The following is a 13,176-nucleotide window of genomic DNA, read 5'->3' on the forward strand; positions in this document are numbered from 1 at the left end:
TCCCCACGTCTGCGCGGCTGAGACGTGGGGATGGCTTCCCATGCCTGAGGCCGGGCTCGCCGTCGGGCGGGCTCGGGCGGCCGTCAGGCGGGCTCGGCCTCGCGCAGGCGCTGGCTGATCACACCGGTGATGCCGTCCCCGCGCATGCTCACCCCGTACAGGGCGTCGGCGATCTCCATCGTCCGCTTCTGGTGGGTGATGATGATCAGCTGCGACGTCGCCCGCAGCTGCTCGACCAGGGTCAGCAGCCGGCCGAGGTTGACGTCGTCGAGAGCCGCCTCGACCTCGTCGAGCACGTAGAACGGCGACGGGCGGGCCCGGAAGATCGCCACGAGCAGCGCCACCGCCGTCAGGGACCGCTCGCCGCCGGACAGCAGCGACAGCCGCTTGACCTTCTTGCCCGGCGGCCGGGCCTCGATCTCCACGCCGGTGGTGAGCATGTCGCCGGGGTCGGTCAGCGTCAGCCGCCCCTGCCCGCCGGGGAACAGGACGGCGAAGACCTGCTCGAACTCCCGCTGCACGTCGGCGAACGCGGCGGCGAAGACGTCGTGGATGCGGCCGTCGACCTCGCGGACGACGGTGAGCAGGTCGCGGCGGGTGGCCTCCAGGTCCTGCAGCTGGGTGGCCAGGAAGGTGTGCCGCTCCTCCAGCGCCGCGAACTCCTCCAGCGCCAGCGGGTTGACCTTGCCCAGCGTGGCCAGGTCCCGCTCGGCGCGGGCGGCCCGCCGCTCCTGGGCGGCCCGGTCGTAGGGCACCGGCTGCGGCTCGGGCTCCCCCGCCTGCTCGGCCGCGGCCAGCTGCGCCGGGGACGGCGGGACGGGCGCGGACGGTCCGTACTCGGCGACCAGCGCCGGCAGGTCGACGCCGAACTCCTCCACCGCGCGCGCCTCCAGCGCCTCGATGCGGTACCGCTGCTCGGCGCGGGCGACCTCGTCGCGGTGCACCTCGTCGGTGAGCCGCTCCAGCTCGGCGGTCGCCGTCCGCACCCGGCTGCGCACCTCCAGCAGCTCGGCCTCGGCGGCGCCGCGGCGGCGGGCCAGCTCGTCGCGCTCGGCGGCGGCCCGCGACAGCGACCCGGCCAGGGCGGTCAGCGCCGCGTCGGCGTCGGCGCGCACCCGCGCGGCGACCGCGGCGCCGCGCTGGCGGGCGGCGCGGGCGGCCGCGGCGCGCTCGCGGGCGGCCCGCTCCTGGCGGGCCTGCCGGCGCAGCGACTCGGCGCGGCCGGACAGCGCGCGGGCGCGCTCCTCGGCGGTGCGGACGGCGAGCCGCGCCTCGGTCTCGGCCCGGCCGGCCGCGGCGACCTCCAGGCGCAGCCGGTCGCGCTCCTCCGACGACGGCTCGTCCGCCAGCGGCTCGGCCTCGGCCGCGGCCAGCCGCTCCGCGAGCCCGGCGAGCGCGGTCTCGGCCTGCTCCAGCGCCTGCTCGGCCCGCACCCGGGCGGCCGCCGAGCGGTCGGCCTCCGCGGTGGCGGACCGGGCGGCGGCGCCGAGCTCGGCGAGCTCCGTGGCGACGGCGGACCGGCTGCGGTCGGCGGCCTGCCGGGCGGCGAGGGCGGTCTCCACGTCGGCCGAGCGGGCGCGGGCGGCCTCGCGGGCGGCGGCGAGCTCGTCGGCGAGCGCGGCCGCCCGGGCCGCGGCGGCCTCGAGGGCGCGGCCGGCCTCCTCCACCCGCGCCCGCACCTCGAGCCCGGTCGGGGCGTCGGCCTGCCCGCCGGCCGCCCAGTCGGCGCCCACCAGGTCGCCGCCGGCGGTGACGGCCCGCACCCGCGGGTGGGTGCCCACCAGAACGGTGGCGTCGTCGAGGTCCGGCACGACCGCGACCCGGTCCAGGGCGCGGGCCAGGGCGGGGGCGAGGTCGTCGGACGCGGTCACCAGGTCGAGCGCCCAGCGCGCGCCCCTGGGCAACTGCGGCCACCCCTCGCGCGGCAACGGCGGCAGGCCGGCGGTGACCAGCAGCGCCACCCGCCCGCCGGCGCCGTCCTTCAGGTGGGCCAGCGCCGCCGCGGCCTCGGGCACGCCGGTGACGACGACGGCGTCGGCCATCCCCGCGAGCGCCGCGGCCAGGGCCGTCTCCGCGCCGGGGGCGACGGTCAGCCGGTCGGCCAGCGGGCCGAGGACCCCGGGCAGCCCGGCCGCCAGGACGGCGGCGGCGCCGTCGGCGGGCGCCAGGCCGGAGGCGAGCGCGTCGCGGCGGGCCTGCGCGCCGGCCCGGTCGCGCTCGGCGGCCCGCTCGGCGGCGGTCAGCTCGGTGACCCGGCGGGCGGCCTCGGCGTGCGCGGCCACCGCGTCCGAGTGGGCGGTGACGAGCGCGCCGTCGCCGTCCTCCTGCTCGGTCAGGGCCTCGCGCCGCTCGGCCAGCCGCTGAGCCGCGGCCTCGGCCCGCTGGGCCGCCTCGTCCGCGGCCGTGGCCAGCCGGCCGATCTCGGCCTGCCCGGCGGCGACCCGGGAGCGGGCGGCGGCGACCTGGCCGGACAGCCGGGCCAGCCCCTCCCGGCGGTCGGCCAGGGCGCGGGTGGCGGCCACCCACGCCTTCTCCGCGGCGGTCAGGGCGGTGTCGAGCTCGGCCCGTGCGGCGACGGCGGCGGCCAGGCGTCCGCGTTCGGCCTCCAGCCCGGCGGCGAGCTCGGCCTCCGTGGCGGCGATCCGGTCGGCCTCGGCCTCCAGCTGCTCGGGGTCCCGGCCGCTGCTCGCGACGGCGGGCGCCGCGGACAGGTGCCGCTGCCGCTCCCCGGCGAGGGAGGCGACCGCGCGGAAGCGCTCGGTCAGCGCCGACAGCCGGTACCAGGTGTCCTGCGCACCGCCCAGCAGCGGGGCGTTGGCCGCCAGGGCCGACTCCAGCGCCGACTCGCGCCCGGCGACACCGGCGAGGTCGGCCTCCACGACGGCGCGGCGCTGCCGGGCAGCGGTCTCGTCGGCGACGTCCTTGTTCAGCGCCTCGCGCAGCCGGACGAGGTCGTCGGCCAGCAACCGCAGGCGGGCGTCGCGCAGGTCGGCCTGCACGCCCGCGGCGCGGCGGGCGACCTCGGCCTGGCGGCCCAGCGGCTTGAGCTGGCGGCGCAGCTCCGCGGTGAGGTCGGCCAGCCGGTCGAGGTTGGCCTGCATCGCGTCGAGCTTGCGGAGCGCCTTCTCCTTGCGCCGGCGGTGCTTCAGGACGCCGGCGGCCTCCTCGACGAAGGCACGGCGGTCCTCGGGCCGGCCGGACAGCACGGCGTCGAGCTGCCCCTGGCCGACGATGACGTGCTGCTCACGGCCGATGCCGGAGTCGCTGAGCAGCTCCTGCACGTCGAGCAGGCGCACCTTGTCGCCGTTGATCTCGTACTCGCTCTCCCCGGAGCGGTACATGCGGCGGGTGATCGACACCTCGGTGTAGTCGATCGGCAGGGCGCCGTCGGCGTTGTCGATCGTGAGCGTCACCTCGGCCCGGCCCAGCGGCGGGCGGCCGGCCGTGCCGGCGAAGATGACGTCCTCCATCTTGCCGCCGCGCAGGCTCTTGGCACCCTGCTCCCCGAGAACCCAGGCGATGGCGTCGACGACGTTGGACTTGCCCGAGCCGTTGGGGCCGACGACCGCGGTGATGCCCGGTTCCAGGCGGAGGGTCGTCGCGGACGCGAAGGACTTGAAGCCCTTGAGCGTCAGGCTCGACAGGTGCACGAGACGGGGAGGCTAGCGGAGGAGGCGGCCCGGGCCCGGGGAACCGGGGCGCGTGTGGCCCCGCCGGTGCGGGGCCGCGACGTCCCTCGTCAGGCCAGCGCCGGCTCGGTGTTGTCGCCGGCCATGCTCAGCAGCTCGGAGGCGATGACGGCGTCGCGGGCCGCGTCGCGCTGCGCGCGGAGCTCCTCGAGCTCGGCTTCCAGGCGGCGTACCCGCGCCCGCAGGGCGGCGTTCTCCTCGACGACCAGCTGCGCCGGGCTGACGACGTGACCGAACAGGGCCTTGGCCATGGTTGTGGCGGCCTTCCTACAGCGGGAGGTGTGCCCGGCGCCCCGGATCGCGGTCGGCGCGGGCTGGATACCACAAGGGTGACAGGGAGGGACACGCAGGTCAACGGCGCGCTGCCGAGGTCCCGTGTCCGGGGGATGTCGCGTTCGTCACGCCGTGGTGAAGTCCCGCAGTCCCTGCACGTCGGCGTCGTGGGCGTCGACCGAGCGCACCGACCCCGGGGCATCGGGCCCGGCGAGCGCGGCGACGACGGCGCGGACGGCGTCCTCGCGGCCCTCGAGCACGACCTCCACGGAGCCGTCGGCGCGGTTGGTCGCCGAGCCGGCCAGGCCCGCGTCCCGGGCGAGCCCGCGCACGAACCACCGGTAGCCCACGCCCTGGACCAGGCCGGACACCACCGCGACGACGCGGACCGTGCCGCTCACGCCGGCGACCGCCGCGGCCGCGGGCGCGGCTGGCAACGGGGGCAGCTGTAGCTGGACCGGTTCATGAAGGACTCGCGCCGGATCGGGGTGCCGCAGCGCGGGCAGGGCCGGTCGGCCTGCCCGTAGACGGCCAGGAAGCGGGAGAAGTACCCGCTCTGCCCGTTGACGTCGACGTAGAGGGAGTCGAAGGAGGTGCCGCCCTGCGCCAGCGCCTCCCCCAGCACGTCGCGCACGCCCTGCAGCAGCGCGGTGACCTGCGGGCGGGTGAGGGCGTCGGTGGGCCGGGCGCCGTGCAGCCGGGCGCGCCACAGCGACTCGTCGGCGTAGATGTTGCCGACCCCGCCGATCAGCGTCTGGTCCAGCAGCGCCCGCTTCACCTCGGTGTGCCGGCGCCGCAGCGCGGCGCTGAACGCGGCCTCGTCGAAGGCGGGGTCCAGCGGGTCGATGGCGATGTGGGCCAGCCGCGCGGGCAGCTCGTCCCGGACCGCCTCCTCGACCGCCAGCCCCCCGAACGTCCGCTGGTCGACGAACCGCAGCTCGCGGCCGCCGTCGGTGAAGGTGAACCGGGCCCGCAGGTGCACCCCGTCGGGCTGGCTGGGCTTCTCCACCAGCAGCTGGCCGCTCATGCCCAGGTGCGCGACCAGCGCCCGGCCGGACGGCGTCCCGTCGGGCTCGGCGACCGGCAGCCACAGGTACTTGCCCCGGCGGTGGGCCGCGGTCAGGGTGCGCCCGGTCAGGGCGGCGACGAAGTGCTCGACGCCCTCGAGGTGCCGGCGCACCGCCCGGGGGTGGCGCACCTCGACGGTGGCGACGGTGCGGCCGGCGACCCACTGGGCCAGGCCCCGCCGGACCACCTCGACCTCGGGCAGCTCGGGCACCGCGGATCAGCTCGCGGGGGCGCCGGCCGCGGGCTCGACCGGGGTGTCGGCGGTCAGCGCGCGCCAGGCGGCCTCGGCGGCACCCTGCTCGGCGGCCTTCTTGGTGCGGCCGCCACCGCGGCCGTACTCGGTGCCCGACAGCAGCACGGCGGCGGTGAAGCTCTTGGCGTGGTCGGGGCCGGTGTCCTCGACCACGTAGGTGGGCGCCCCCAGACCCCGGGCGGCGCCGAGCTCCTGCAGGCTGGTCTTCCAGTCCAGGCCGGCACCGCGGGTGGCCGCCTCGGCCAGCAGCGGGTCGAACAGGCGGTGCACGATCGCGGCCGCGACGTCCAGGCCGAGGCCGAGGTGGAGCGCGCCGATCAGCGCCTCCATGGCGTCGGCGAGGATCGAGTCCTTGTCCCGGCCGCCGGTGGTCTCCTCGCCGCGGCCCAGCAGCAGGTGCGGGCCGATGCCGCCGTCGCCGAGCCGCCGCGCGACACCGGCCAGCGACGTCATGTTGACCACGGAGGCGCGCAGCTTGGCCAGCTGCCCCTCGGGCAGGTCGGGCTGGCTGCGGTACAGCTCGTCGGTGACGACCAGGCCGAGCACCGAGTCCCCGAGGAACTCCAGCCGCTCGTTGGTCGGCAGCCCGCCGTTCTCGTACGCGAACGACCGGTGGGTCAGCGCCAACGCCAGCAGGCCGCCGGGCAGCTCGACGCCGAGGGCGCCGAGCAGCCAGGCGGCCGCGGACTCGGCGTGGGCGGCCCCGCCCGGCGACGGGCTCGGGCCGGTGCCGGTGGCCGGTGCGGCCGCGGCGGGGCTCCCCACGATCGGTCGGGTCAGACCGAGAGGACCTGACGGCCCTCGTACTGGCCGCAGGTCGGGCAGGCCTGGTGCGGGGGCTTGAGCTCGCCGCAGGCCCGGTTCGGGCACGGCGACAGGGTGGGGGCGGTCGCCTTCCACTGCGAGCGGCGCGCGCGGGTGTTGCTGCGGGACATCTTCCGCTTCGGGACGGCCACGTCAGTTCTCCTTCGGGTTGGAACCGCCAGGAGCGCCCGGCGGGGGTGTGAGCTTGCCGGCGAGGCCGGCCCAGCGGGGGTCGACCAGCTCGTGCGAGTGGTCGGCGGGGAGGTCGTCGAGGCGCTCGCCGCAGTCGGCGCACAGCCCCGAGCAGTCCTCGGTGCAGGTCGGCGACAGCGGCAGGGCGAGGACGACGGCGTCACGCACCATCGGCTCCAGGTCGAGGTGGTCGCCCTCGACGCGGCGCACCTCGTCCTCCTCGCTCGTGGCCTCGGTGGTGCTGCCGGAGTAGGCGAAGAGCTCCTGCACGGGGAGGTCGAGGGTGTCCTCGACGTCGTCCAGGCAGCGGGCGCACTGGCCCCGCAGCGGGGCCTGCACGTCGCCGCTGACGAGGACGCCCTCCATGACCGCCTCGAGCCGCAGGTGCAGCTGCACCGGCGCACCCTCGGGGACGCCGATGAGCTCGACGCGGAACCCCTCGGGCGCCGGGACCGCGCGGTCCAGCTCGGTCATCGACCCGGCCCGGCGGCCCAGCTCCCGCAGGTCCACGCGCCAGGGGTCGGCGGCGGAGCGCCGGGCGTCCGGGGACGCGGCGCCGGGGCGGGGCTGCGGTGCGGCAGGCATGTCGGTACTCACGGGTCGGGAGAGGGAGGGGCCCGGCGGGGTGTGCACCCACGTCCGGAGCAGTCGCCAAGACTACCCGATGCGCGACGGCCCCCGTCGGACCGGCGGGCACCCCCCGCAGCGACCGCGCCGGGGGCGGGCGGCCCTCCTACTCGCGGAGGGTCAGCCGGGCCTTGTCGACCGAGCGCATCATGCGCTCCAGCGTGGTGCCGAAGTCGGCCAGCCGGCTGTCGACGTACTCGTCGACCTCGGCGCGCATGCGGGCCACGTCGGCGACGGTCTGCGCGCCCAGCTCGTCGGCGCGGGCGACGGCGGAGCGGTAGACCTCGGTCTCGGTGATCAGCCGCTCGTGCTCCTCCGCGGCCGCCGCGAGCAGCTCCGCCTGCTGTGCCTGGGCGTCGGCGAGCACCGCCTCGTGGTGCAGCCGGGCCTCCTCGATGAGCCGGGCGGCCTCCGCCTCCGCCTCCGCCAGCACGTCCTCGGCCTCGGCCTGGGCCTGGGCCAGCAGCTCGTCGCGCTGGCGGCGGGCCACCCCGAGGATCTCCTCGCGCTGCCGCCGGGCGCCGGAGACCAGCTGCTCGCTCTCCCCGCGGGTGCGCCCGGTCAGCCGCTCGGCCTCGGCCTGCGCCTGCTGGAGGATCTCGGTGCGCTGCTCGACGATGCGCCCGGCCTGCTGCACCTCGTCGGGCAGGTTCTCGCGCAGCTCGTCGAGCAGGTCGAGCAGGTGGTCGCGCGGCACCATGCAGGAGCCGGACATGGGCACGCTGCGCGCGTGCTCGATGACCTGGCTGAGCTCGTCGACGACGTCGTAGAGCCGGTACACGACCTCCGTCACCGGCCCTCCTCCCGCTGCGCGACGAGGCGGTCGAGGACGGCCGCGGGCACCAGCCGGGAGACGTCGCCCCCGAAGGTCGCGATCTGCTTGACCAGGCTCGAGGACAGGTGCCCGACCTGCGGCGCGGTCGGCACGAACAGCGTCTCGATGCCGGCCAGCTCGCGGTTCATCTGGGCCATCTGCAGCTCGTACTCGAAGTCGCTCACGGCGCGCAGGCCCTTGACGATCACCGGGATGTCGTGGGCGCGGCAGTAGTCGACCAGCAGGCCGTGGAAGCTGTCGACGACCACGTTCGACAGGCCCGCGCACGCCTCGCGGAGCAGCTCCATGCGCTCCTCGACGGTGAACAGGCCGGCCTTGCCGGGGTTCACCAGGACCGCCACGACCAGCTCGTCGTAGAGGCCGGCGGCACGGGAGATGACGTCGACGTGGCCGTTGGTGACCGGGTCGAACGAACCGGGGCAGACGGCGCGCCTCACGACAGCCGACCGTACCGGAGCACGGCCTCCCCGTAGCGGCGATCGCGGATGCCGGTCAGGGGTGTCGGCCACTCCCACGCCGGTTCGCGGCTGGACCGCTCCACCACCACCACCGCCTCCTCGGCCAGCCAGCCCCCGCCGGTCAGCGCCGAGAGCACGCCGAGGACCTCGGCGACCGGGACGGCGTACGGCGGGTCGGCGAGGACCAGGTCGAACCGGGCCGGCGGCGGCCCGGCGACGACCGCGGGCACCGACCCGGCGACCACGCGGGCACCCGGCAGCCCCACGGCGGCCACGTTGGCCCGCAGCACCGGCAGCACCCGCGGCCCGGACTCGACGAGCACCGCCTGCGCGGCGCCGCGCGACAGGGCCTCCAGCCCCAGGGCGCCGGAGCCGGCGTACAGGTCGAGCACCGCCGCGCCGTCGAGGTCGAGCAGCGCGGTCAGGCTGTTGAACAACCCCTGCCGGGCCTTGTCGCCGGTGGGGCGCACGCCCGAGGGCGGCACCGCGAGCCGCCGCCCCCCGGCGACACCCGCGATCAGCCGGGTCACGTCCGCGGCCCCGGGACGGGGTCCTGCCTCATGCCTTCTCCAGGTATCCCGCGCGCTCGTCGGTGGCCAGGGCCGCCACCTCCATGGCCAGGCCGGGGTGCTCGGCCAGGCCCCGCTCGGTGGCCAGCAGGGCGGTCGCCTCGGCGCGGGCGCGGGCGATGAGCTCCTCGTCCTCCAGCAGCGACAGCAGCCGGATGCCCGAGCGCCGCCCCGACTGCGCCGCTCCCAGGACGTCGCCCTCGCGGCGGGTCTCCAGGTCGACCCGGGCCAGCTCGAAGCCGTCGGAGGTGGCGGCCACGGCGGCCAGCCGCTGCCCGGTGGTCGAGGACGACGACGCCTCCGACACCAGCAGGCACAGCCCGGCGTGCTTCCCGCGGGCCACCCGCCCGCGCAGCTGGTGCAGCTGGCTCACGCCGAAGCGGTCGGCGTCCATCACGACCATCACGGTGGCGTTGGGCACGTCGACGCCGACCTCGACGACCGTCGTGGCCACGAGCACCTGCGTCTCCCCGGACGCGAAGGCCCGCATCCGGGCGTCCTTCTCGTCGGGGGGCAGCCGGCCGTGCAGGACGTCGAGCCGCAGGCCGGCCAGCGGCCCGGTGCGCAGCGCCTCGGCGACGTCGAGCACCGCCAGCGGCGGCCGGCGGTCCGAGCCGTCGTCGGCCGGCGCGCCGTCGTCGTCCCCCGGCTCGTCCTCGGTGCCGCCCTTCTCCTCCTCCAGGTCCCCGATCCGCGGGCAGACGACGTAGGCCTGCCGGCCGGCGGCGACCTCCTCGCGCAGCCGCTCCCACGCGCGGTCGAGCCACGCCGGCTTCTCCGCCACCGGCACCACCGAGCTGCGCACCCCGCCGCGGCCGCTGGGCAGCTGCCGCAGCGTGGAGACCTCCAGGTCGCCGTAGACGGTCATCGCCACCGTGCGCGGGATGGGTGTGGCCGTCATGACGAGGACGTGCGGCGGCCGGGTGCCCTTGGCCCGCAGCGCGTCGCGCTGCTCGACGCCGAACCGGTGCTGCTCGTCGACCACGACCAGGCCGAGGTCGGCGAACTCCACGCCCTCCTGCAGCAGCGCGTGGGTGCCGATCACGATGCCGGCGCTGCCGTCGGCGACCGCGGCGCGGGCCTCCCGGCGGGCGGCGGCCCGCTGCGAGCCGGTCAGCAGCACCACCCGGGTGCCGGCCGGGTCGCCGTCCAGCTCCCCGGCGCGGCCGAGCGGGCCGAGCAGCGCGCCGATGCCGCGGGCGTGCTGCGCGGCGAGGACCTCGGTGGGGGCCAGCAGCGCGGCCTGCCCCCCGGCGTCGACGACCTGGGCCATCGCCCGCAGCGCGACGACGGTCTTGCCCGAGCCCACCTCGCCCTGCAGCAGCCGGTGCATCGGGGTGTCCCGGTCGAGCTCGGCGGCCAGCTCCTCGCCGACGTCCCGCTGGCCCTCGGTGAGGGCGAACGGCAGCGCGGCGTCGACGGCGTCCAGCAGGCCCCCCGGGCGCCGCGGCCGGGCGGTGCCGGGCTCCAGCGCCGCGGCCCGGCGCCGGGCGGCCAGGGTGAGCTGCAGGGTGAGGGCCTCGTCGAACTTGAGCCGCTCCTCGGCCCGCTCGACGTCCTCGGTGCCGGTGGGCCGGTGGATGTCCAGCAGCGCCGCCGGCAGGCTCGGCAGCCCGTGCCGGGCGCGGATCGCCTCCGGCAGCGGGTCGGTCACGAAGCCGAAACCGCCGCCGGAGTCCAGCAGCAGCTTCACCGAGCGCTGCAGCACCCAGCTGCTGACCTCCTTGCTCGCCGGGTAGATCGGGATGAGCGCGCGGGCCCACTCCTCGTCGTCGTCCCCGGTGATCAGGTGGAAGTCGGGGTGCGCGAACTGCTTGCTGTTGCGGTACTCACCGACGGTCCCGGCGAACAGGCCCCAGTCGCCCTCGTGCAGCTGGGCGTGGCGGTGGTTGAAGAAGACCAGCTGCATCGTCCCGGCGCCGTCGCCGACGGTGACCTCGGTGAGCATCCCGCGGCGCTGGCGCATCGGCCGGGTGGTCACCCGGCGGACCTGGGCCAGCACGGTGACCCGGTCACCGACCTGCAGGTCGTCCAGGCGGGCCATCTCCCCCCGCTTGGCGTAGCGCCGCGGGTAGTGCCGCAACAGGTCGCGCACGGTGTGCAGGTTCAGCGAGGTCGCCATGGCCTTCGAGGTCTTGGGGCCCAGCACCCTCGACAGGTCGGTGGTCAGGTCGAACGCCACTCACTCCACCCCCACCAGGAGCGGCACCCCCGCCGCCCCGCCGTCGTACCGGACCACCTCGACCGTCGGGTGCGTGGTCGCCAGGTGCCGGCAGGCGACGTCGCCCAGCCCCGCGTCGGGGCCGACGACGAGCGTGGCCAGCTCGCCGCCGGCCGACAGGAGCCGGTCCAGCAGCTCGCACGCGACCGCGTCGCGGTCGCGCCCCACGACCACGACGTCGCCCTCCGCCGAGCCCAGGGTGTCCCCCGGCCGGCAGCGGCCCGCGGTGGTCAGCGCCTCCTGGTCGGCGACGGTGATCTCCGCCCACCGGGTCGCGGCGGCGGCCTCGGCCATGGTCACCACGTCGTCGCCGAAGTGCCGCGAGGGGTCGGCGACGGCGATCGCGGCCAGCCCCTGCACCGGCGACCGGGTGGGCAGGACGGCCACCTCCCGGCCCAGCTCGCGGGCGCGGACGGCGGCCCGGGCGGCCACGGGCGCCAGCCCGGCGTCGTTGGGCAGGACGACGACCGCGGCGGCGGTGCAGCCGAGCACCTCGGCGAGCACGTCGTCCTCGGTGACGCCGTCGGGGCCGCAGGTGACCACGAACACGCCCTCGCCGGCGAACAGCGCCGCCAGGCCCTCGCTGGGCACCAGCGCGACCACCGCGCGGGTGCCCTGCGCGGGCGCCGCCCGGGGCACGGGCGCCAGCGGGGTCACCGAGATCCGGTACGGCCGGCCGGCCTCGATGCCGGCCTCGATCGCCGCACCGACGTCGGCGACGTGCACGTGGACGTTCCACTCCCGGCCGGTGGGCGTGTCGACGCCGACGACGACGAGGCTGTCGCCGAGCTCGGCCAGCCGCGACTGCAGGCGGGCGACGCCGGCCTCGTCGGCGCCGGAGAGCAGGTACTGCACCTCGCTGCCGGGGCCCGCGGGCGGCTGGTGCGGGGCGTCGTGACCACCGTGGGCGGAGCGCCCCGAGGGGCGACCGGCGGCCCCGTGCGCGTGCGGCTCGCGGCGGACCAGCGGCGGCCGGGCCGGCTCGACGCCGGTGACGGTGGTGACCAGCGCGTCGAGCACCAGGCAGAGCCCGGCGCCTCCCGCGTCGACGACGCCGGCCTCGCGGAGCACGGCGAGCTGGGCGGGGGTGGCCTCCAGCGCCACGCGCGCGCCGTCGGCGGCGGCCCGGACGACCTCGTCGAGCCCCGTGCGCCCCTCGGCGACCGCGGCGACCGCGGCCTCTCCCCCGGCGCGGGCCACGGTGAGGAAGGTGCCCTCCTCCGGCTCGGCGACGGCGCGGTAGCCGGCCTCGGCCGCGCCCTGCAGCGCGGCGGCGAAGGCCGGACCGTCGGCCGGGCCGGCGCCGGCCAGCCGGTCGGCCAGGCCCCGGAACACCTGCGCCAGGATCGTGCCCGAGTTCCCCCGGGCCCCGAGGACGGCGCCGCGGGCCAGCACCGTCCACGCCGACTCCCCCGGCGCCCGGCCCTCCTGCTCCAGCGCGGCCAGCGCGGCCTCGGCGGTGAGCAGCAGGTTCGTCCCGGTGTCGCCGTCGGGGACCGGGAAGACGTTCAGGTCGTCGAGCCGGCCCCGGGCCTGCGCCAGCGCGGCGACCGCGGCCCGGCACCAGCGGCCGGCCGCGGCGTCGTCCAGCACCGGCAACACGGCGGGAGAGTACCCACGGGCAGCGACGTCCCCGGGGCGCGCGACGGCGCCGGGGGGAAGCGGTTAGACTGGCCGACGGTCTGTACGCGGCTGCCGTTCCGAGCGCCGCGGAGAAGTGAACGAACTCTGGGAGTGATCCACCGTGGCTGCCGTCTGCGATGTGTGTGGCAAGGGGCCCGGTTTCGGTATGTCGGTGTCGCACTCGCACCGCCGCACGCCGCGCCGTTGGAACCCGAACATCCAGTCCGTGAAGGCCCTCGTGGCCCCGGGCAACCGTCGCCGGATCAACGCGTGCACCTCGTGCATCCGCGCCGGCAAGGTCGTCCGCGCGTAGGCGCGGACACCCGCTCGGAACGCCGGGCCCCGGGGACCATCGGTCCCCGGGGTCTTTCGCGTCCCCGGGAGCTCCTCCCCGGGAGCTCCTCCCCGCGCCCGCACCCCGCTGCCCCCGCCCCCCTCCGGGGGGGGGGGGGGGGGGGGGGGGGGGGGGGGGGGGGGGGGGGGGGGGGGGGGGGGGGGGGGGGGGGGGGGGGGGGGGGGGGGGGGGGGGGGGGGGGGGGGGGGGGGGGGGGGGGGGGGGGGGGG

General features: G+C 77.5%; 13 protein-coding genes. 1 reads left to right on the forward strand and 12 read right to left on the reverse strand.

Annotation, left to right across the window (positions count from 1 at the left end; genetic code table 11):
• Window positions 1-83 precede the first annotated feature (83 nt).
• The 12 genes from smc to ACI781_RS14135 form a co-directional block, all read right to left on the reverse strand.
• Window positions 84-3,650 (reverse strand): chromosome segregation protein SMC, encoded by a 3,567-nt coding sequence (gene smc / locus ACI781_RS14080; RefSeq protein WP_456566735.1) that lies wholly within the window; start codon window positions 3,648-3,650, stop codon window positions 84-86.
• Between the two features lie 89 nt (window positions 3,651-3,739).
• Window positions 3,740-3,940, reverse strand: coding sequence for a hypothetical protein (locus tag ACI781_RS14085; RefSeq protein ID WP_456566736.1), 201 nt, complete (start codon window positions 3,938-3,940; stop codon window positions 3,740-3,742).
• A 147-nt stretch (window positions 3,941-4,087) separates the two neighbouring features.
• Window positions 4,088-4,363, reverse strand: a complete 276-nt coding sequence (locus ACI781_RS14090; protein ID WP_456566737.1) for an acylphosphatase — start codon at window positions 4,361-4,363, stop codon at window positions 4,088-4,090.
• Window positions 4,360-5,241 (reverse strand): bifunctional DNA-formamidopyrimidine glycosylase/DNA-(apurinic or apyrimidinic site) lyase, encoded by an 882-nt coding sequence (mutM, locus tag ACI781_RS14095; protein ID WP_456566738.1) that lies wholly within the window; start codon window positions 5,239-5,241, stop codon window positions 4,360-4,362. Before mutM ends, ACI781_RS14090 begins: the two co-directional genes overlap by 4 nt.
• A 6-nt stretch (window positions 5,242-5,247) precedes the next feature.
• Window positions 5,248-6,048 carry a ribonuclease III gene (gene rnc, locus ACI781_RS14100; RefSeq protein WP_456566739.1) on the reverse strand — a complete coding sequence of 267 codons (801 nt, stop codon included), beginning with the start codon at window positions 6,046-6,048 and terminating at the stop codon, window positions 5,248-5,250.
• Between the two features lie 11 nt (window positions 6,049-6,059).
• Window positions 6,060-6,239, reverse strand: a complete 180-nt coding sequence (rpmF, locus tag ACI781_RS14105; RefSeq protein WP_222174117.1) for a 50S ribosomal protein L32 — start codon at window positions 6,237-6,239, stop codon at window positions 6,060-6,062.
• Window position 6,240: 1 nt separating this feature from the next.
• Window positions 6,241-6,864 carry a YceD family protein gene (locus ACI781_RS14110; protein WP_456566740.1) on the reverse strand — a complete coding sequence of 208 codons (624 nt, stop codon included), beginning with the start codon at window positions 6,862-6,864 and terminating at the stop codon, window positions 6,241-6,243.
• Between the two features lie 148 nt (window positions 6,865-7,012).
• Window positions 7,013-7,699, reverse strand: a complete 687-nt coding sequence (locus ACI781_RS14115) for a hypothetical protein (RefSeq protein ID WP_456566741.1) — start codon at window positions 7,697-7,699, stop codon at window positions 7,013-7,015.
• Window positions 7,696-8,178: a pantetheine-phosphate adenylyltransferase gene (gene coaD, locus ACI781_RS14120; RefSeq protein ID WP_456566742.1), complete on the reverse strand. Its 483-nt coding sequence runs from the start codon at window positions 8,176-8,178 to the stop codon at window positions 7,696-7,698. The genes ACI781_RS14115 and coaD overlap by 4 nt, the downstream gene beginning before the upstream one ends.
• Window positions 8,175-8,729, reverse strand: a complete 555-nt coding sequence (gene rsmD, locus ACI781_RS14125) for a 16S rRNA (guanine(966)-N(2))-methyltransferase RsmD (protein ID WP_456566743.1) — start codon at window positions 8,727-8,729, stop codon at window positions 8,175-8,177. The genes coaD and rsmD overlap by 4 nt, the downstream gene beginning before the upstream one ends.
• A 28-nt stretch (window positions 8,730-8,757) precedes the next feature.
• Window positions 8,758-10,950 (reverse strand): ATP-dependent DNA helicase RecG, encoded by a 2,193-nt coding sequence (gene recG, locus ACI781_RS14130; RefSeq protein ID WP_456566744.1) that lies wholly within the window; start codon window positions 10,948-10,950, stop codon window positions 8,758-8,760.
• Window positions 10,951-12,591 (reverse strand): DAK2 domain-containing protein, encoded by a 1,641-nt coding sequence (locus tag ACI781_RS14135; RefSeq protein ID WP_456566745.1) that lies wholly within the window; start codon window positions 12,589-12,591, stop codon window positions 10,951-10,953.
• Window positions 12,592-12,733: 142 nt separating this feature from the next.
• Here ACI781_RS14135 and rpmB point away from each other — a divergent pair, with 142 nt between their 5' ends.
• Window positions 12,734-12,925, forward strand: a complete 192-nt coding sequence (rpmB, locus tag ACI781_RS14140) for a 50S ribosomal protein L28 (RefSeq protein ID WP_089304095.1) — start codon at window positions 12,734-12,736, stop codon at window positions 12,923-12,925.
• Window positions 12,926-13,176: the final 251 nt, after the last annotated feature.

The sequence above is a fragment of the Blastococcus sp. SYSU D00695 genome (genome assembly GCF_054050555.1).